Source organism: Butyricicoccus sp. Marseille-Q5471, assembly GCF_951230135.1.
GTDB lineage: Bacteria > Bacillota > Clostridia > Oscillospirales > Butyricicoccaceae > Agathobaculum.
This window is the reverse complement of the sequence record NZ_CATNVC010000006.1, coordinates 125,260-142,864: the sequence shown is the minus strand read 5'-3', so window position 1 is coordinate 142,864 and position 17,605 is coordinate 125,260. Positions and strand designations below refer to the sequence as shown.

Here is a 17,605-nt window from a genome sequence, read left to right as displayed (position 1 = left end):
TTGATAGGTCAGGAGTGGAAGCGCAGTAATGCGTGCAGCGGACTGATACTAATAGGCCGAGGGCTTGACCTTTATTATAAAGGGTAATCTCTTACTTGAAGCTTGCAAGTAGTTGTTGTTCAGTTTTCAGGGTATAATAGCCTTGAGGAATGCACCATTAGCTCAGTTGGTAGAGCAACTGACTCTTAATCAGTGGGTCCACGGTTCGAGCCCGTGATGGTGTACCAAAGGGAAGCCTTGGGACCGGACTTAACTGGTCCCAGGGTGAAACCGACATACCAAGCGCAGTCTTGAAATGGCCCGTTGGTCAAGCGGTCAAGACGGCGGCCTCTCACGCCGCAAACGGGAGTTCGATTCTCCCACGGGTCACCATTTATCTGTTGACAAGTGGTGAGGCTGTGTGGTATGATACAAAGCGAGCAACGTGAAAAGCGTTCTCAATATAGTGCGTGGCTATGGTGATGAGGGTACACCTGTTCCCATTCCGAACACAGTAGTTAAGCTCATTTACGGTGACAATACTTGGCTGGTGACGGCCCGGGAAGATAACTCGTCGCGCACACTTTAAAAGCATGGTCGCTTATGTGACTATGCTTTTTTATTTGTTTGAGTAAGGAGTTTCGTATGTTTTCGTATGTTTTGTTTGATTTAGATGGCACCCTGACCGATCCGCGTGAGGGAATTACCAAATCGGTACAGTATGCACTGCACAAGATGTCTATTGATGAACCGGATATTACTGCGTTGGAGCACTTCATCGGTCCGCCGCTTCGGGAAGAATTTGCACGTTCTTACGGAATGGACGAGTCTGCGGCAGAATTGGCAACGGCGTATTACAGAGAGCGTTTTTCTGTTTCCGGATGGCAGGAAAATATGCTGTTTGACGGTGTGCCGGCATTGCTGTCTAAACTGAAAGAAAATGGTAAACGGTTGGCAATTGCATCGTCTAAACCCACGGTATTTATTGAAAAAATTCTGCACCTTTTTGAAATTGATGTATACTTTGATGTGGTTTCAGGTGCTACCCTCGATGGAACAATCGGGAAAAAGGCGCAGGTCGTGCAGAACGCTTTGGAGCAGCTTGGCGTAACGGATCTTTCGAGCGCGGTTCTGGTCGGGGATCGATTTCATGATGTGGAGGGTGCTGCGCAGAACGGCATCTCTTGTATTGGCGTCACATTTGGATTTGGCGGTAGAGAGGAATTAGAGCAGGCTGGTGCAGCTAGGGTTGTCGACACGATGTCGGAACTGCAGGAAGTCCTATTGGAAAAGTAAAGAGCGAGAGACCGATGGGTTATGTCGGTCTCTCGCCTTTTCTATTTGTTTGTGTCGTGTCCATTGTCCTACGCTATATTTTGTGCTATGATAGTACCATATAAAAGCCTTCCGACCCTCGAAGATGTATTTTGAAGGATTTTATAAGACCAGGTGGTACATTGGCATATTGCATTTGTATGGTATAGCAAGAAAGGTATGGAGTGAGCATAGATGTTCGGTTATGAGCCCGAATATGTCACATGCGGCGATGCACGCATCGCATATTACGATGTAGGGCATGGGCAAACATTGATATTGCTGCATGGTAACGGTGAGGACAGCAGCTATTGGGCCGCACAGATTCCTGAGCTGACTCGTTTTTGTCGCGTGGTTGCGATTGATAGTCGCGGACATGGAAAGTCCGACAGCGGTGAGCAGGGACTCTCTTTTGAACTCATGGCAAACGATCTGAAAACTGTGCTGGATGCACTGAGAATAAAGAAAGCGCACATCCTGGGCTTTTCCGATGGCGGCAATCTGGCGATTAAGTTCGCATTGACTTATCCCGATTATGTGGATCGGCTGATTTTAAACGGAGCAAATGTTGAGATGTTTCGCGGTGTGAAACCTTCGACGCAGCTGCCGCTTTACCCGGTGTACGGGCTGCTGCGCGTTTTCTCACGCTTTGGGGCGAAGACAGCACATCGGCGTGATGTATTGGGCCTGATGATTCACCCCTATGGCGTGAGCATGGATGATTTATCGAGAATTACAATGCCGACGCTGATTATCGTTGGCGAGCATGATATGATTCGTGAAAAACAGACGAAAGAAATGGCGGCACGTATGCCGCACTGCCGGGTTGAGATATTTCGGGATGGAGATCATTTCGTAGCTGCAAAGCAACCGGCGCGATTCAATCGGACAGTAATAGAATTTTTGATGGGAAGATGAAAGACAGCATGCAGTTTATCAAAGCCGGCGAAATCGCCGAAAGCAATATTTTTAATCAACTTGATGAAAAAAGGCACCAGCTGCTTGCAAGCGGCAAGGATGTCATTAATCTGTCGATCGGTACACCTGATTTTGAGCCCGATCGGCATGTTATGGAGGCGGTCAGCCGAGCGGCCCTGGATCCTCAGCAGTATCGGTACTCCTTGACGGAAACCCGCGATCTTTTGGATGCGGTGCAGAATTGGTACAAGCGCAGATATGACGTGACACTGGCGGACAATGAAATTATGGCGGTCTGCGGCTCGCAGGAAGGGATTGCGCACATAGGCTTTGCCATTGCGGGTGAGGGGGATTTGGTGTTGGCACCTGATCCCGGATACCCGATTTTCTCATTTGGCCCGATGCTGACTGGTGCGACGATTGGCCTTTATCCACTGCGCGAGGAAAATGGCTGGCAGTTGGATTTTGCAGATATTCCGGATGATGTTGCAGACCGCGCCAAGGCGATGATTGTCTCTTATCCCAACAATCCCACAACTGCCGTTGCCGATGTTTCTTTTTATGAAGCGTTGGTTGCTTTTGCAAAGCAGCACGATATTTTGATTATCCATGACAATGCTTATTCCGATTTAATGCTATGCGAAAAGCAGGGCATCTCTTTTCTGTCGATTCCGGGGGCGAAGGAAGTCGGCATTGAGTTTAACTCCTTGTCTAAGACCTACAACCTCACCGGTATGCGCGTTTCCTTTGCATTGGGTAACCGGGAGATGCTCGCAAAGTTCCGCGCATTTCGCTCGCAGATTGACTATGGAATGTTTTATCCTGTGCAAGCCGGTGCTGTCGCTGCACTGAATGGATCGCAGGATATTGTGCAGCGAAATCGGGAAGGCTACATGGCGCGGCGTGACGCGCTGTGCGGCGGTTTGCGCCGGATTGGATGGGATGTGCCAGATGCTGAAGGCACTATGTTTGTCTGGGCGAAGATCCCTCCCCATTTTAGCAGCACGGTAGATTTTGTCATGCAGCTGATGGAGAAAACGGGCGTTATTTGCGTACCGGGAGACAGCTTCGGCGCACGGGGACAAGGGTATGTGCGCTTTGCGCTCGTCGTGCCGCCTGAGCGTATGGAAGAGGCGGTACGGCGCATAGAAGAAAGTAAGTTGTTGCGGGAGGGTAGCGTATGTCGATGATGTTTTTGATTATGGTCGGCGGTGGAATCGTTGTGCTCGGACTGATTATCGCAGCGGTGCTTCTGGCCAGAAAGTAAGAGGGATACATGAAACTGATTTCTTGGAATGTAAACGGCCTGCGCGCCTGCATGGGCAAGGGCTTTTTGGATTTTATCGCGTCCGAACAACCGGACATGCTTTGCTTGCAGGAGACAAAAATGCAGCCGGGACAGGCCGATGTACCGCTCGACGGCTATCGGGAGTATTGGAACTCGGCAGAGAAAAAGGGATATTCGGGTGTAGCGCTATTTACCAAGAGTGAGCCATTATCGGTTGTTCTTGGCCTTGGGATTGACGAACACGACCATGAGGGACGTGTCATCACAGCTGAATATGAAGATTTTTATCTGGTTACAGTTTATACGCCCAACTCGCAGGATGAGCTGAAGCGTCTGGATTACCGTATGACATGGGAGGATGCGTTCCGCGATTATGTCTGCAAACTGGATGAGATAAAACCGGTCATTATCTGCGGTGATTTAAATGTAGCACACCAGGAAATTGACCTGAAAAATCCTAAAACGAATCGTAAGAATGCCGGTTTCAGTGATGAAGAGCGTGCCAAAATGACGGAGTTGCTGAACGCTGGCTTTGCCGACACATTCCGTCGCTTTTATCCTGACTTGGAAGGTGCATACTCTTGGTGGAGCTACCGTTTTAAGGCGCGGGAGAAAAATGCAGGATGGCGGATTGACTACTTCTTGGTGTCCGAGCGCTTTGCAGATCGTGTAAAACAGGCGAAAATCCTGTCCGACGTGTTCGGCTCAGACCACTGCCCTGTACTGATTGAGGTAGAATAAGCGTGTCATACACACTTCTCCCAATGGATATGGACAGTTTATATGTGGAGTATGGCGCATGCGACTGCTGCGGTGTCGCGTCAATGCTGCAGCCTCCGCGCGATGGTATGTGCTGCCCAATCTGCGGTTGGTCGTATGATACGGCCTCGAAGGATGAGTTTGCGCTAAGTATCTATAATGACGGTCTGTGCCTGATGGAGGCACGCCTGAATTTTCAGACCTTTGGCACCGCCATTCCGACACCTTGGAGAGAAACAGAATAAAGAAAGCGTCCCGCGAACGAATTCGCAGGACGCTTTTTCCTTATGATTTACCCGCCGAGCAGCGTGCACAGTGCAATCATAGCCGGAATTGTAATCGCGGACAGCAGAGTGGATAGGGCGACGGCACGGGTCGAAAACAGATAATCCGTTCCGTAAACCTGCGCAAACATCGAACAGACCATGGCGACCGGTGCGGAGGCACTGACCAGCATGGAGTGCCGCAGCGTAGATTCAAGCGGTAGAATCAAGAAAATGGAAAGGGTGATCAGCGGCATGATAATCAGGCGCAGGGCGGTAACGAATTGCACCTGCTTGTCCCGAAAACAGGCTCGCAGGTCACACTGCGCTAAAAACGCGCCCAGAATAATCATGGCCACCGGCGTATTCAATGAGGCCATATAAGAAACCACCTTGGCCGGCATGGCCGGCAGGTTGAGCGGCGTTAGGAAAAACAGCAATCCAATCACGACAGAAACCGTTCCGGGGTTGATTAAAATGCTGCGCACGCGACTGGCGCGAGGCATATCGTCAGATGAAAGCTGCGCGATGCCATAGCTCCACAGAAGCAGGTTGTTGGCTGCAATAAAGGAGGACGCGAGAAAAATACCATAGGAACCGTACAGCGCATCAAGCAGCGGCAGCGCCATGAAACCACAGTTGGTAAAGACAACACACATGCGCTGATCGGCAAAATTCGGGTGTGAACCGTTCTTGCGGAACAGCAGATGTGCCACCACGATGGAAAGCCCCATGCTCAGCAGCGCACAGCCGGCAGAAATCAGCAGCGCACTGCCGAGTGCGGGATCAAATGCCCGCTGAAAGGAATCGATAATCACACAGGGCGCGACGATACGCGTCAGCACCAGTGACAGTTGACCGGCGCCACCGGTATCCAAATATTTGAGCCGCACGCACAGGTAGCCTATGCCCATGAGTGCAAACATGACAGCAATTTGCGAAATCAGGATGCGGCAGTTTTCCAGCATGGAAACAATCCCCCTTAATGTATCCATCATAAGGTACAAGCAACACCTTGTCAATGCTCGGCATGTTTTTCTAATGCTGTACATACAGTAGGACGAGAGGGGAGGCATACCAAATGAAACGAATGCTGTGCGCGCTCCTGAGCGCAGCGATGATGACAAGTGCGGCCTTCGCGCTGCCCGAAATGGGGGCGCTGCACGCAAAAAGTGCTGCGCTATACGCGGCGAACGGACAATTGCTTTACGAGTTTAATGCCGATGAGCCGCTGCAGCCGGCTTCGGTAACCAAGATCATGACGATGCTGCTGGCCATGGAGGCGCTCGAACGGGGCGATGTTACTCTGGATACGATGATTACCGGCAGCGAATACGCCTGTTCTATGGGCGGTACGCAGGTGTGGCTTGAGCCGGGGGAGCAAATGCCGCTCAATGATATGCTCAAGGCGATTGCGGTCGGTTCGGCGAACGACTGCGCAGTCGCGGTAGCAGAGCATTTGGCGGGCACGGAAGCAGCTTTTGTGGAGAAAATGAATACGCGCGCAAAGGAACTGGGCTGCACCAATACGCAGTTTGTGAATGCAAACGGACTAGATGCGGCAGGTCAGAAAACACTTACGTCTGCACGGGATCTCGCGCTTATTTCAGTAGAGCTGCTGCATCATCCGAAAATTCTGGAGTATACCGGCATTTGGATGGACAGCATTCGCGGCGGAGCTTTTTCACTGGCGAACACCAACAAGATGCTGAAAAGCTATCCGGGTATGACCGGCCTAAAAACTGGGTATATTTCAGAAGCAGGGTTTTGTATCTCAGCAACTGCCGAGCGGGAGGGACTGGGATTGATTGCAACGGTTATGGCGGCCCCCACCAAGGAGGATCGCATGGCTGATGCGACAGCGCTGCTCAACTACGGCTTTGCAAACTTTGCCGTATATACACCCACCGACGAAGATTTGACACCCATTCCTGTTACGCTTGGCAAGGTGAAGACGGTCACGCCACAACTTGAGCAGGGCAGTCTGGTTGTGGAAAAAGCACGAGTAGGCGAACTGGAAACCAAGATTAGTCTGCCGGAATCCCTGCCGGCTCCAATTGAGAAGGGGCAGAAACTGGGCGAGCTGACCGTACTGGACGGCGGAGAAACGGTGCTCACCGTGCCGCTGACCGCAACGGAAGAGGTAGGAGCCAAAGGCCTTCGCGACATCCTCGGAGAGTTCTGGGGAAGTCTGCTATATCATCAAGATACTTCTAACATTTGAGACAAAGTAGCAGGAAATTTGGAAATCGTGCTTGTGATTTTGTGCAACCTATGGTACACTGAATGTAACCTCAAAGGTTGGGAGGAATTTAATATGGTAAAACTTATTATTGGCGGCACTGGATCTGGCAAGACCAAAGAACTGATTGATCAGGTTAATGCTGCGGTAAAGGAAGAAAAGGGCAGCGTGGTTTGTGTATCCCGTGGCAGCAAGCTGACGTTTGACATCTCGCATGACGCGCGTCTGATTGACGCTACCGATTACGCGGTACAGGATTATAACAGCCTGCTCGGCTTCCTGTGCGGTATCCATGCGGGAAATTATGATATCACCCGTATTTTTATCGACGGTCTGTACAAGATTGCCGGCACGAAGGACTCCGCTGCGGCAGAGACTTTTCTGAGTGATTTGGCTGTTCTGGCCGAGAAGCACGGCATCAAATTCACCGTATCGCTGAGCCAGGATGTTGCCGAAGCGACCGAAGGAATGAAGCGGTTCCTGTAACGGCTACTTATCTCTGAAGCAGAGAAAATCGCAATAGACGCAATCAATAAGATTGCGTCTATTTTTTTGTGGATTATGTATAGCGTGGCGGAAAATGACGAAAAATTTATATGTTATTATGATAAAAAGTGTTTCACTTTCTGGTTAAGTTAGGTATAATAGAAATGATGTGAGGGAGTGGGAAAGTTCTGGCTTTTTTTACAAAAGTCGAACAGACCTGGTAACATCAATGATTATTTGGGGTGGGGTGCGATTGAAAAAAAAGAAGAATAAGTGGTCGGCGCTGCGCTATCTGATTTATTTCACCCAGTTTGGCGTTACCATGGTTACACCGCCGCTGATTTTTGCGTATGGTTCGTTCTGGCTGGCAAAACGGTTCGGTTGGGGCAACGGCGTTGTAATTGTGGGAATTCTGCTCGGAATCGCGGTTGCGGCCTGCGGTCTGCGTGATTTTATGCGCTTTACCGAAAAACAGGCACGGAAAAGCCAGCAGGAGGAGGACAAGCTCCCATGACAACACCACAAGAAATTGTTCGGGAAGAAACACTCCGCATCCTGCGTGGCGTGATTCCGCTGACAGTGATTGCCTTTGGCGTATTCACAATTTTCGGATATGGCGGCATACAAACGGCAATCAGCTTGTTGATTGGTGCGGCCTATACGATGACGTTGTTTCGGATGATGGGCAACAGCGCTGCGAAAGCCGTGATGCTTGCACCCGAAAAGGGAACAGCAGCTATCGTGCGCGGGTACATGCTGCGGTATGTGATGACGGCGGCAGTTATTATTCTGGCCATTAAAATTCCTTTTTTCAATCCGGGTGCAGTGGTTGTACCACTGTTTTTCCCCAAAGTCACGTTGCTGCTTGGCAGCATATTTCGCAGGAAAGGAGGTTAAAACGTGGGCGAAATAGCAATCAATGGCCCTAAAGTGCTATGGGAGCTGCCAGAATCAATTCCGTTGATCGGCGGACAGCCAATTACCGAAACCATGCGTAATGCATGGATTGTGATGCTGTTTATCCTGATTCTCTGCGTAACGTTGACATGGCACATGAAAAAAATCCCAAAAGGCAAGCAGGTTCTCGCCGAAAAAGCCGTATTGATGATTGATAATCTGGTTGATACGAGCATGGGAGAAGGCTGTCACAGTTTTTCTCCGTACATTGCAACACTTTTGATGTTTTCATTCTTTGGCTCGCTGGCGTCGCTGTTCTTTATGCGTCCGGTTACGGGCGATTTGAATACGACGTTGGGCTGGGCGCTGATGACATTTGTTCTCATCACGTTCAATAACATCAAGTATAAGGGATTCGGCGGTTACCTGAAGGGATTTTTAGAGCCCGTTTTCGTTATGGCGCCGCTCAATGTGCTCAGTGAAATTGCAACGCCGGTTTCGATGTCCTTCCGTCATTTCGGCAACATCGCAGGCGGACTTGTTATTTCAACGTTAATTCTGGGCGCGCTGCAAGCGCTCTCCAATCTGGTGGTCGGCTTTTTGCCGGTACCGCTGCTGCAGGTCGGTCTGCCCGGCATTTTGTCGCTGTATTTCGACCTATTCACCTCGGCCATGCAGGCATTCATCTTTAGTATGCTGACGATGGCTTATGTAGGCAACGCACGAGAAGCGTAAGTATTTCAAACTTCCACAACACCATATTTTATCATTCAGGAGGAAAAAATTATGGATCCCAAAGCATTTGTAGCAGGTATGTCTGTTCTGGGTGCCGGTATCGCGATGGTAGCAGGCCTCGGCCCTGGTATCGGTGAGGGCTACGCCGCCGGTCAGGCTTGTTCGGCTATCGGCCGCCAGCCCGAAGCACAGGGTGATATCACTCGTACGATGATTCTCGGTATCGCAATGGCAGAGTCCACCGGTATTTACGCACTGGTTATCGCGCTGATTCTGCTGTTTGCGAATCCGTTCGTAAAGCAGTTCTAATCGGCAGGGACTTATCAGACTTCCAGCAGGAAGGAGGGTAAACCTGTGGGAGAATTTTTACCATTTGTAGGCTTTACGCCTTGGGAAATCTGCGTAACCATTTGCAATACGCTCATTACATTTCTGATCGTTAAGAAGTTCCTCTTTAAACCGGTGCGCAAAATGATGGCCGCGCGTGAGGAGGAAGTGCAGGATATGTACGCTGTCGCGGAAAAAACGCAGACCGAAGCGGAACAGCTCCGCAGCGAGTACACCGGACGTCTGGCCAAAGCTAAGGAAGAGGCGAACGAAATCGTTTCGAGCGCCACTCGCCGCGCCACTGTCCGCAGCGAAGAAATCCTGAAGGAATCCTCGCAGCAGGCAACCGCGATGGTCAAAAAGGCCGAGACCAACATCGCACTGGAACGCCAGAAGGCGATGAACGAAATCAAGGATGAGATCGCCGGACTGTCGGTCATGATCGCCTCTAAGGTTGTCGAAAAGGACATCAATGTGGCCGATCACGAGCGACTGATCGAAGATTTTATCGATAAGGTAGGGTGAGCGTAAGTGGCCAATATTGTAAGCGAACGCTATGCTCTGAGCCTGTATGAGGTGGCAAAGGACGCGAAAAAAGACGAGCTGTTTCTGAGCGAGCTGACCGCGGTCTGCGAAATTTTCGCCCAGAATCCGGACTTTTTAAAGGTACTGTCCACCCCATCGATTGCGCTCGAGGAAAAGCAAACCGTACTCAAAAACGTTTTTGCAGAGCGCATGGAACCGTTCCTGCTCAATTTTCTCATGCTCATTACGGAAAAAAACCGCATCGGTTTGGTTTCTGATATGTGTGAGGCTTATAAGGAAATGTACTATCTCGAAAATGGTATTGCCGAAGTTTGCGCGGTGACCGCGCAGCCGATGAGCGAGGCCCTGACCGAGAAACTGCGTCAAAAGATGTGCAAGGTGACAGGCAAGAAGGTCGTACTCAAGACTGCCGTCGATCCGACGCTGCTGGGCGGCATCGTGGTCAAGGTGGACAACAAGCAGTTTGACACAAGCCTGCGCACACGCCTTTCCGAAATGGCGCAGCAATTATCCAATACGATAGCGTAAGGAAGTAGGTGACTTCATATGGAATTACGCCCCGAAGAGATTAGCAATATTATCAAGCAGCAGATTACAAACTACCAGAGCCAGATTAAGCTGACCAATGTCGGTACGGTTGTTACCGTGGGTGACGGCATTGCGCACATTCACGGTCTGGAGGATTGTATGTCCGGCGAGCTCTTGGAGTTCGACGGCGGGGTATACGGCATGGCACAGAACCTGGAAGAGGATCTGGTCGGCGCCGTTATCCTGGGCTCTGATCAAAACATCCGTGAGGGCGACACCGTCAAGCGCACCAATCGAATCGTCGAGGTGCCGGTTGGCGAAGCAATGCTCGGCCGCGTTGTAGACGCGCTGGGCGCACCGATTGACGGCAAGGGGCCGATCAACACCACTGAAGCACGTCCGATTGAAAGTCCGGCGCCGGGCATCATCGAACGCGCACCCGTTAATGTTCCGCTGCAGACCGGTATCAAGGCGATTGACTCCATGATTCCGATTGGCCGCGGTCAGCGTGAGCTGATTATCGGCGACCGTCAGACGGGCAAAACCGCAATCTGCCTCGATACCATCATCAACCAAAAGGGCAACGGCGTTATCTGTGTCTATGTTGCAATCGGACAGAAGCGTTCGACTGTTGCACAGGTTGCCGAGACGCTCCAGCACAACGGTGCGATGGACTATACCGTCATCGTTGCCGCAACTGCGTCTGAGTCTGCGCCGCTGCAGTATATTGCGCCGTACTCGGGCTGCTCGATTGGCGAGTATTTCATGCATAAGGGCAAGGACGTGCTGGTCATTTATGATGATTTGTCCAAGCACGCTGTGGCTTACCGTGCCCTCTCCTTGCTGCTCCACCGTCCGCCAGGACGTGAAGCATACCCCGGCGACGTTTTCTATCTGCATTCCCGTCTGTTGGAACGCGCTGCAAACATCCAGAACGGTGGCTCGCTTACCGCGCTGCCGATTATCGAGACGCAAGCAGGCGACGTTTCAGCATACATTCCGACCAACGTAATTTCGATTACCGACGGTCAGATTTTCCTTGAAACCGAGCTCTTCAACTCGGGTATCCGCCCTGCTGTTAACCCCGGTATTTCGGTATCGCGTGTAGGCGGCAATGCGCAGATCAAGGCCATGAAGAAGGTTGCGGGCACCTTGAAGCTCGCGTATTCGCAGTACCGCGAGCTGCAGGCGTTCTCACAGTTCGGCTCCGATCTGGATGCTGACACCAAGAATCGTCTGACACAGGGCGAACGTATCGTTGAAGTGCTCAAGCAGCCGCAGAACAGCCCGATTCCGGTTGAGAAGCAGGTAATCATCATCTTTGCGGTTATTTCCGGCAAGCTGATGGACATCCCTGCCGATCAGGTTAACCTGTTCGAAACCGAACTGTTTGAGTTTATCGACAGCGTGTACGGCGATATTCCGGAAACCATTCGCGCCACCAAGGCTCTGGATGACGACATCAAGGAAAAGATGTCCAAGGCCATTGATGAATTCAAAACGAAATTCCTGTCTGAGCATTAACGATATCTTGCTCGGAAGGAAGGAGGATTGAACAATGGCTTCCGGCAACATGAAAGACATCAAGCGCCGCATTAAGAGCGTGCAGTCGACCATGCAGATTACCAAGGCGATGGAGCTGGTCGCGTCCTCCAAGCTGCGCCACGCCAAGGAGCGTGTCTCGCAGTCTCGTCCGTACTTTAATACGATGTACTCGACGATTACCCGTTTGGCTTCGGTCACGCGGGACGCTGATTCCGTCTTTACCCAGAAGCGGGAAGTGAAGAACAGCCTGTATATTGTCATCGCGGGTGACCGCGGTCTGGCAGGCGGTTTTAACTCGAGCATCTTCAAACTCGGCGCGGCACAAATGGGCGGTAAGAACGCGCATGTGCTGACAATCGGCAAGAAAGCGCAGGAGCATTATTCCAAGCGCGATTGGCCGGTGCTCGGAAACTATCCGGGCATTGCCGAGACGATGAAAATCAGCGATACGCACCCGATTATCCATCAGACAATCGACCTTTTCAAAAAGGGTGAGATTGATGAGGTATTCCTGTGCTATACCGAGTTCGTTTCGCCGCTACAGCAGGACGCAAAATGCATTCAGCTGCTGCCTGTCAACTTTAAAAAGCAGGGCGGGCAAACAGCGGATAAAAATGGTGCGGGTGTGCTGACTGAATATGACCCGTCGCCTGAGGCGGTGTTCGACGCAATCATCCCCGAGTATTTGTACGGCGTGCTGTACGGCGCGGTCGTCGAGAGCTTCTGCTCTGAGCAGTCGGCTCGACGTATGGCGATGGAAGCTGCCGCGGACAATGCCGGTGAAATGATTGAAAACTTGAATCTGTCCTACAACCGCGCCCGTCAGGCGGCCATTACCCAGGAAATCACCGAGATTGTGGCCGGTTCGGGCCAGGTTGGCTGAGGACATTCACGAAATTAGGGAGTTTTGCCAATGAGTGAGCAGAATATTGGCACCGTTGTCCAAATTATCGGACCGGTGCTGGACATTAAATTTGCCGCTGACGCGCTGCCCAAGCTGCTGAGTGCCATCACCATCAAGGCAGAGGGTCGCACCGTCACGGTCGAGGTCGCGCAGCATGTTGGCCAGGACACGGTTCGCTGCATCGCGATGCAGTCGACCGACGGTCTGGTGCGCGGCATGAAGGCAACAGATACGGGTGCGCCGATTTCGGTGCCTGTCGGCAGCGAGAATCTCGGCCGTATCTTCAACCTGCTCGGCGAACCCGTGGACAATAAGCCCGCGGTTAAGTCCGAGGAACGCTGGCCGATTCACCGGCCGGCACCGTCTTACGAGGAACAGGAGTCTACGACTGAAATCCTCGAAACCGGCATCAAGGTCGTCGACCTGGTCGCCCCCTATGCTAAGGGTGGTAAGATTGGTCTGTTCGGCGGCGCAGGCGTCGGTAAGACAGTTATCATTATGGAGCTAATTAACAACATTGCCAAGCAGCACGGTGGTATTTCGGTATTCACCGGCGTTGGCGAGCGTACCCGCGAGGGTAACGACCTGTATAACGAAATGCAGGAGTCCGGCGTTATCAACAAGACTGCGCTGGTCTATGGTCAGATGAACGAGCCGCCCGGAGCACGTATGCGCGTGGCACTTTCCGGTCTGACGATGGCGGAATATTTCCGCGATGTGGAAGGACAGGACGTATTGCTGTTCATCGATAACATTTTCCGCTTCACGCAGGCCGGTTCCGAGGTATCCGCGCTGCTCGGACGTATGCCGTCCGCAGTAGGCTATCAGCCGACGCTGGCGACCGAAATGGGCGCACTGCAGGAGCGAATCACCTCTACCAAGAAGGGTTCGATCACCTCGGTACAGGCCGTTTACGTGCCCGCCGATGACCTGACCGACCCTGCGCCGGCAACTACCTTCTCGCATCTTGATGCAAAGGTCGTTTTGTCGCGTGAAATTTCGTCCATGGGTATTTATCCCGCGGTCGATCCGCTGGACTCCTCTTCTCGTATTCTGACGGCAGATGTCGTTGGTATCGAGCATTATGAGGTCGCGCGCCGCGTGCAGTCCATTCTGCAGAAGTATAAGGATTTGCAGGATATCATCGCAATCCTGGGTATGGATGAGCTGTCCGATGAGGATAAGCTGACCGTTGCCCGCGCACGTAAGATTCAGAACTTCCTGTCGCAGCCGTTCCACGTTGCGGAGCAGTTTACGGGCTTCCAGGGTAAGTACGTACCGGTCGCAGAGACTGTTCGCGGCTTTAAGGAAATTCTGGATGGTAAGCATGATGATTTGCCCGAATCGGCGTTCCTGTTCGCCGGCGGCATTGACGAGGTCGTGGAGAAAGCGAAGAAGGAGGCGTAAGTTATGTCTACCTTCCATCTTAAGGTGCTGACGACAGAGCGCAGCTTCTACGACGATGATGTGGATCGCATTGTCGTGCGTACGACGCAGGGCGACGTCGGCATCCTGCCGGGTCATGTGCCGTATATTGCGGCACTGGGAATCGGCGGTCTGACGATTATCAGGGACGGTCAGGAGCATGTCGCAGCAATTGCGGGCGGCTTTGTGGACTGTTCCAAGGAGGGCACTGTTGTGCTGGCACGCACCTGCGAGTGGGCGAATGAGATTGACATCAACCGCGCCCGCGAGGCGGCTGAGCGAGCAAAAGCAAGGCTGCATCAGCAGGAGAGCGAGCATGAGCATGATATTGCTCAGCTCAAGCTGAAAAAGGCAATCAATCGCATGCGTATTGCGGAAGAAAAGTAAATGAAAAAGCCGGTCATTCCATCCGAATGACCGGCTTTTTGCTGTCAGTGCGCACGGCTTGAAGCAGCGCGCGGGAAATGCTATACTAGAAGCAGAGAAAACAAAAGCGTGAGCATGCTCAGGCATACAAGAGGGGGACAGCTGTGAAAAAGACACATGGACAAATGTCCGAATCCTTCGCGCTCAGTGCACTGCTGACCATAGTCGGCGGATTTTTGGACGCGTATACTTACATTTGCCGCGGCGGCGTATTTGCCAATGCGCAGACAGGTAATATCGTGCTGCTCGGCCTGAGCGTAGCGGAACGGCGATGGAGCACAGCGGTGCGGTATCTGCTGCCGATTCTATCGTTTGCGGTCGGTGTAATATTAGCTGAATTGATTCGCGAACGCTACCGCCGGATGCCGCAGAGCGAAGTAGGGATGCACTGGCGGCAGATTGTGATACTGGCGGAAATTGTACTGCTTGCCATGGTTGCCTTCCTGCCACAGCGGATGAACACCTTGGTTGATGCGGTGATTTCCTGTGTCTGTGCGCTGCAGGTGCATAGCTTCCGCAAGGTGAGGGGGAGCGCGTTTGCGACAACGATGTGCACGGGTAATCTGCGGTCGGGCACGGAGCAGCTGATGATTTGGTTGCGAAGCAGGGATGCCAAAGCGGGTCGTCGGGCGGGAATATATGGAGCGATTCTGTTGCTTTTTAGCATTGGTGCGGTACTGGGCGGTATATCTGCGGCAAAATTGGGTGAAAAATCGATTTTGCTGTGCTGCATCCTACTGCTGGTTGTCTATGCGATTATGTTCGCTGAAGAAGAACAGGGAGAAAAACGACGGTACCGTATGTAAAAAAGCAGGACTGGTTTGTCACCAGTCCTGCTTTTTTATACCTTTGCCTGCTTGATGGAAAGTGAAATGCGGTGGCTTTTGGAATCGACGGACAGGACAACGGTATTGACCACGTCGCCGACCTTGACCGCTTCGGAGGGATGCTTGATAAAGCGGGTGCAAATTTGCGAGACATGCACCAGACCGTCCTGATGCACACCGATATCAACAAACGCACCGAAATCCGTAACATTGCGCACGGTGCCCTGCAGCTGCATGCCGGGTTTGAGATCGTTCAGATCCATTACGTCGGATCGCAGCATCGGGGGCGGCAGCTCGTCGCGCGGGTCGCGGCCGGGCTTTTGCAGCTCGGATACGATGTCGAGCAGTGTCGGCACACCGACGCCGCAGCGCGCGGCTGCATTTTCCGCACCGAGCTGTTTGACACGTGCGCCAAGTTCGCTGATTTGACCACCGGCAGCATCCTCAGTCGAATAGCCGCACAGTGTGAGCAGCGTCTGCGCCGCGGGATGGGATTCCGGGTGTACGCCGGTGTGGTCGAGCAGATTATCGCTGTCCGGCACACGCAAAAAGCCTGCGCACTGTTCAAAGGCCTTGGGGCCAAGTCCCTTGACCTTCAACAGCTGCTTGCGGCTTGCAAAGCGGCCGTTATCTTCGCGAAAAGCCGTGATATTCTTTGATACAGTCGCGGAAATGCCCGCAACGCGGCTGAGCAGAGCAGGAGAGGCGGTGTTCAAATCCACACCGACTGCGTTAACACAGTCCTCGACCACGCCGTCCAGCGCATCGGACAGGCGCGCCTGCGGCATATCGTGCTGATACTGGCCAACGCCGATGGCCTTCGGGTCGATTTTGACCAGTTCTGCCAACGGATCCTGCAAGCGTCGTGCGATAGATACAGCGGAGCGAAGAGAGACGTCAAACGTCGGAAATTCCTCCGCGCCAAGCTTGGACGCGGAATAGACCGATGCACCTGCCTCGGACACCATCATATATTCGATGCCGCCGCCGCGTTCCCGAATAAAATCAGCGACGAAAATTTCGCTTTCCTTGGATGCTGTACCGTTGCCAATTGCAATGCAGGTGATGTGGTGCTGCTCACACATGCGCGTGAGGGTTTTCTTTGCCTCGTCAATTTTCTTGTGCGGCGGTGTCGGATAAATCACACCTGTTTCAAGAACTTTGCCCGTACCGTCGACGACGGCAAGCTTACACCCGGTTCGATAAGCGGGGTCGAAACCGAGCGTGACGCGGTTCTTCACCGGCGGCTGCATCAGCAGCGGGCGCAGATTGAGCGCAAATGTTTTGATGGATTGCTCGTTCGCCAAATCGGTCAGCTCTGCACGTGCTTCTCGCTCCAAAGAGGGGAAGAGAAGACGGCTCCAAGCATCAGCACAGGTATCCCGCAGCAGAGCACCAAAGGGATTCTTGGGATGCAGAACAGCGCGGTTTAGCGTAACCAGAGCTTCGTTCTCATCACATTCGAGCGATACCTTGAGTTTGCCTTCCTTTTCGCCGCGGTTGACGGCGAGTACGCGATGGCTTTGCAGCCTGCGCAGCGGCTCGGAAAAATCGTGGTACATCTGATAGACGGTATCCTCCGCGTCCGTGCCTACCGTGCGCAGCACACCGGTACGATTCAGCAAGGCGCGCAGCTTGCCGCGAAGCGCTGCATCATCCGACAGCGTTTCGGCGATGATATCGCACGCACCGGCGAGCGCATCAGCAGCGCTTTCCACGCCCTTTGCAGGGTCGATATACGGCTGCGCAAGGGCTTCCGCAGAAGGGGTAGGCGTACGCGCTTCGCACAGCGCGTCGGCAAGCGGTGCAAGTCCCTTTTCCCGTGCCATCGAGGCACGGGTGCGGCGCTTGGGGCGATAAGGGCGGTAAATATCATCGAGTGCGGCGAGCGTCTGCGCTTCGTCGATGGCGCGGGAGAGTGCGTCAGTCAGCTTGTCCTGCGCGGCAATGGCCTCGCGCACTTCGGTGCGGCGCTCGTCCAGACTGCGCAGATAGGCCAGCCGGTCGGCCAGCACGCGGATGGTCTGATCGTCCATCGTACCGTGCATTTCCTTGCGATAGCGCGCAATAAAAGGCACGGTGTTGCCTTCATCTAACAGCTTGACGACATTTTCAACATATGTCTCTTTCTGGTCTAGCTCGCGGGCCAGAATCTGAATCATGGTTTCCATGGCAGTCTCCTTTAACAATGTATTC

Annotated in this window: 20 protein-coding genes, 2 tRNA genes and 1 rRNA gene; 21 read left to right on the top strand and 2 right to left on the bottom strand. The window is 52.6% G+C overall.

Annotation, left to right across the window (positions count from 1 at the left end; genetic code table 11):
* Positions 1–151 precede the first annotated feature (151 nt).
* From QOX26_RS09040 to QOX26_RS09005, 8 genes are all read left to right on the top strand, one after another.
* Positions 152–227 (top strand) — tRNA-Lys (locus QOX26_RS09040).
* 70 nt (positions 228–297) lie between these two features.
* Positions 298–372: transfer RNA gene (locus QOX26_RS09035), tRNA-Glu, on the top strand.
* A 73-nt stretch (positions 373–445) separates the two neighbouring features.
* Positions 446–562, top strand: a 5S ribosomal RNA gene (gene rrf / locus QOX26_RS09030).
* 62 nt (positions 563–624) lie between these two features.
* Positions 625–1,275 (top strand): HAD hydrolase-like protein, encoded by a 651-nt coding sequence (locus QOX26_RS09025; RefSeq protein ID WP_283674644.1) that lies wholly within the window; start codon positions 625–627, stop codon positions 1,273–1,275.
* Positions 1,276–1,488: 213 nt separating this feature from the next.
* Positions 1,489–2,211, top strand: coding sequence for an alpha/beta fold hydrolase (locus tag QOX26_RS09020; protein WP_283674643.1), 723 nt, complete (start codon positions 1,489–1,491; stop codon positions 2,209–2,211).
* Between the two features lie 8 nt (positions 2,212–2,219).
* Positions 2,220–3,401, top strand: a complete 1,182-nt coding sequence (locus QOX26_RS09015) for an aminotransferase class I/II-fold pyridoxal phosphate-dependent enzyme (RefSeq protein WP_283674642.1) — start codon at positions 2,220–2,222, stop codon at positions 3,399–3,401.
* 86 nt (positions 3,402–3,487) lie between these two features.
* Positions 3,488–4,240: an exodeoxyribonuclease III gene (locus QOX26_RS09010; protein ID WP_283674641.1), complete on the top strand. Its 753-nt coding sequence runs from the start codon at positions 3,488–3,490 to the stop codon at positions 4,238–4,240.
* A gap of 29 nt (positions 4,241–4,269) precedes the next feature.
* On the top strand, positions 4,270–4,503 hold the full coding sequence (locus tag QOX26_RS09005) for a CPCC family cysteine-rich protein (protein ID WP_283674640.1): 234 nt from the start codon (positions 4,270–4,272) through the stop codon (positions 4,501–4,503).
* Positions 4,504–4,550: 47 nt separating this feature from the next.
* Here QOX26_RS09005 and QOX26_RS09000 read toward each other — a convergent pair whose 3' ends face one another.
* Positions 4,551–5,489: an AEC family transporter gene (locus QOX26_RS09000; protein WP_283674639.1), complete on the bottom strand. Its 939-nt coding sequence runs from the start codon at positions 5,487–5,489 to the stop codon at positions 4,551–4,553.
* 113 nt (positions 5,490–5,602) lie between these two features.
* Here QOX26_RS09000 and QOX26_RS08995 point away from each other — a divergent pair, with 113 nt between their 5' ends.
* The 13 genes from QOX26_RS08995 (at position 5,603) to QOX26_RS08935 (ending at position 15,388) form a co-directional block, all read left to right on the top strand.
* Positions 5,603–6,745 (top strand): D-alanyl-D-alanine carboxypeptidase family protein, encoded by a 1,143-nt coding sequence (locus tag QOX26_RS08995; RefSeq protein ID WP_283674638.1) that lies wholly within the window; start codon positions 5,603–5,605, stop codon positions 6,743–6,745.
* 93 nt (positions 6,746–6,838) lie between these two features.
* Positions 6,839–7,249 (top strand): hypothetical protein, encoded by a 411-nt coding sequence (locus QOX26_RS08990; protein ID WP_283674637.1) that lies wholly within the window; start codon positions 6,839–6,841, stop codon positions 7,247–7,249.
* Between the two features lie 253 nt (positions 7,250–7,502).
* Positions 7,503–7,763: an AtpZ/AtpI family protein gene (locus QOX26_RS08985; protein WP_283674636.1), complete on the top strand. Its 261-nt coding sequence runs from the start codon at positions 7,503–7,505 to the stop codon at positions 7,761–7,763.
* Positions 7,760–8,146, top strand: coding sequence for an ATP synthase subunit I (locus QOX26_RS08980; protein ID WP_283674635.1), 387 nt, complete (start codon positions 7,760–7,762; stop codon positions 8,144–8,146). Before QOX26_RS08985 ends, QOX26_RS08980 begins: the two co-directional genes overlap by 4 nt.
* Before the next feature lie 3 nt (positions 8,147–8,149).
* Positions 8,150–8,881: a F0F1 ATP synthase subunit A gene (locus tag QOX26_RS08975; RefSeq protein WP_283674634.1), complete on the top strand. Its 732-nt coding sequence runs from the start codon at positions 8,150–8,152 to the stop codon at positions 8,879–8,881.
* Between the two features lie 51 nt (positions 8,882–8,932).
* Positions 8,933–9,190 carry an ATP synthase F0 subunit C gene (gene atpE, locus QOX26_RS08970; RefSeq protein ID WP_283674633.1) on the top strand — a complete coding sequence of 86 codons (258 nt, stop codon included), beginning with the start codon at positions 8,933–8,935 and terminating at the stop codon, positions 9,188–9,190.
* Positions 9,191–9,235: 45 nt separating this feature from the next.
* Positions 9,236–9,733: a F0F1 ATP synthase subunit B gene (gene atpF / locus QOX26_RS08965; RefSeq protein WP_283674632.1), complete on the top strand. Its 498-nt coding sequence runs from the start codon at positions 9,236–9,238 to the stop codon at positions 9,731–9,733.
* 6 nt (positions 9,734–9,739) lie between these two features.
* Entirely contained in the window at positions 9,740–10,282 is a 543-nt protein-coding gene (locus QOX26_RS08960) for a F0F1 ATP synthase subunit delta (protein WP_283674631.1), read from the top strand.
* Positions 10,283–10,300: 18 nt separating this feature from the next.
* The gene (gene atpA, locus QOX26_RS08955) at positions 10,301–11,806 is read left to right on the top strand and encodes a F0F1 ATP synthase subunit alpha (RefSeq protein WP_283674630.1); all 1,506 of its coding nucleotides are present in this window, start codon (positions 10,301–10,303) and stop codon (positions 11,804–11,806) included.
* A 34-nt stretch (positions 11,807–11,840) separates the two neighbouring features.
* Positions 11,841–12,710 (top strand): ATP synthase F1 subunit gamma, encoded by an 870-nt coding sequence (gene atpG / locus QOX26_RS08950; RefSeq protein WP_283674629.1) that lies wholly within the window; start codon positions 11,841–11,843, stop codon positions 12,708–12,710.
* 30 nt (positions 12,711–12,740) lie between these two features.
* The gene (gene atpD, locus QOX26_RS08945; protein ID WP_283674628.1) at positions 12,741–14,138 is read left to right on the top strand and encodes a F0F1 ATP synthase subunit beta; all 1,398 of its coding nucleotides are present in this window, start codon (positions 12,741–12,743) and stop codon (positions 14,136–14,138) included.
* Between the two features lie 3 nt (positions 14,139–14,141).
* Complete coding sequence (atpC, locus tag QOX26_RS08940; protein WP_283674627.1) at positions 14,142–14,543, top strand: ATP synthase F1 subunit epsilon; 402 nt, start codon at positions 14,142–14,144, stop codon at positions 14,541–14,543.
* Positions 14,544–14,686: 143 nt separating this feature from the next.
* Entirely contained in the window at positions 14,687–15,388 is a 702-nt protein-coding gene (locus tag QOX26_RS08935; RefSeq protein ID WP_283674626.1) for a YoaK family protein, read from the top strand.
* A gap of 35 nt (positions 15,389–15,423) precedes the next feature.
* On the opposite strand, the gene QOX26_RS08930 is transcribed toward QOX26_RS08935, so the two are convergent.
* On the bottom strand, positions 15,424–17,580 hold the full coding sequence (locus QOX26_RS08930) for a Tex family protein (protein WP_283674625.1): 2,157 nt from the start codon (positions 17,578–17,580) through the stop codon (positions 15,424–15,426).
* Positions 17,581–17,605 lie beyond the last annotated feature (25 nt).

What these genes read in the sequence shown, in the direction of transcription:
- QOX26_RS08995 (WP_283674638.1), top strand. Translation starts at nt 5,603, where the DNA reads ATGAAACGAATGCTGTGCGCGCTCCTGAGCGCAGCGATGATGACAAGT.
- atpG (WP_283674629.1), top strand. Translation starts at nt 11,841, where the DNA reads ATGGCTTCCGGCAACATGAAAGACATCAAGCGCCGCATTAAGAGCGTG.
- QOX26_RS09020 (WP_283674643.1), top strand. Translation starts at nt 1,489, where the DNA reads ATGTTCGGTTATGAGCCCGAATATGTCACATGCGGCGATGCACGCATC.
- atpC (WP_283674627.1), top strand. Translation starts at nt 14,142, where the DNA reads ATGTCTACCTTCCATCTTAAGGTGCTGACGACAGAGCGCAGCTTCTAC.
- QOX26_RS08930 (WP_283674625.1), bottom strand. Translation starts at nt 17,580, where the DNA reads ATGGAAACCATGATTCAGATTCTGGCCCGCGAGCTAGACCAGAAAGAG.
- QOX26_RS09025 (WP_283674644.1), top strand. Translation starts at nt 625, where the DNA reads ATGTTTTCGTATGTTTTGTTTGATTTAGATGGCACCCTGACCGATCCG.
- QOX26_RS08990 (WP_283674637.1), top strand. Translation starts at nt 6,839, where the DNA reads ATGGTAAAACTTATTATTGGCGGCACTGGATCTGGCAAGACCAAAGAA.
- QOX26_RS08980 (WP_283674635.1), top strand. Translation starts at nt 7,760, where the DNA reads ATGACAACACCACAAGAAATTGTTCGGGAAGAAACACTCCGCATCCTG.
- QOX26_RS09000 (WP_283674639.1), bottom strand. Translation starts at nt 5,489, where the DNA reads ATGCTGGAAAACTGCCGCATCCTGATTTCGCAAATTGCTGTCATGTTT.
- atpE (WP_283674633.1), top strand. Translation starts at nt 8,933, where the DNA reads ATGGATCCCAAAGCATTTGTAGCAGGTATGTCTGTTCTGGGTGCCGGT.
- QOX26_RS09005 (WP_283674640.1), top strand. Translation starts at nt 4,270, where the DNA reads ATGGACAGTTTATATGTGGAGTATGGCGCATGCGACTGCTGCGGTGTC.
- QOX26_RS09010 (WP_283674641.1), top strand. Translation starts at nt 3,488, where the DNA reads ATGAAACTGATTTCTTGGAATGTAAACGGCCTGCGCGCCTGCATGGGC.
- atpA (WP_283674630.1), top strand. Translation starts at nt 10,301, where the DNA reads ATGGAATTACGCCCCGAAGAGATTAGCAATATTATCAAGCAGCAGATT.
- QOX26_RS09015 (WP_283674642.1), top strand. Translation starts at nt 2,220, where the DNA reads ATGCAGTTTATCAAAGCCGGCGAAATCGCCGAAAGCAATATTTTTAAT.
- atpD (WP_283674628.1), top strand. Translation starts at nt 12,741, where the DNA reads ATGAGTGAGCAGAATATTGGCACCGTTGTCCAAATTATCGGACCGGTG.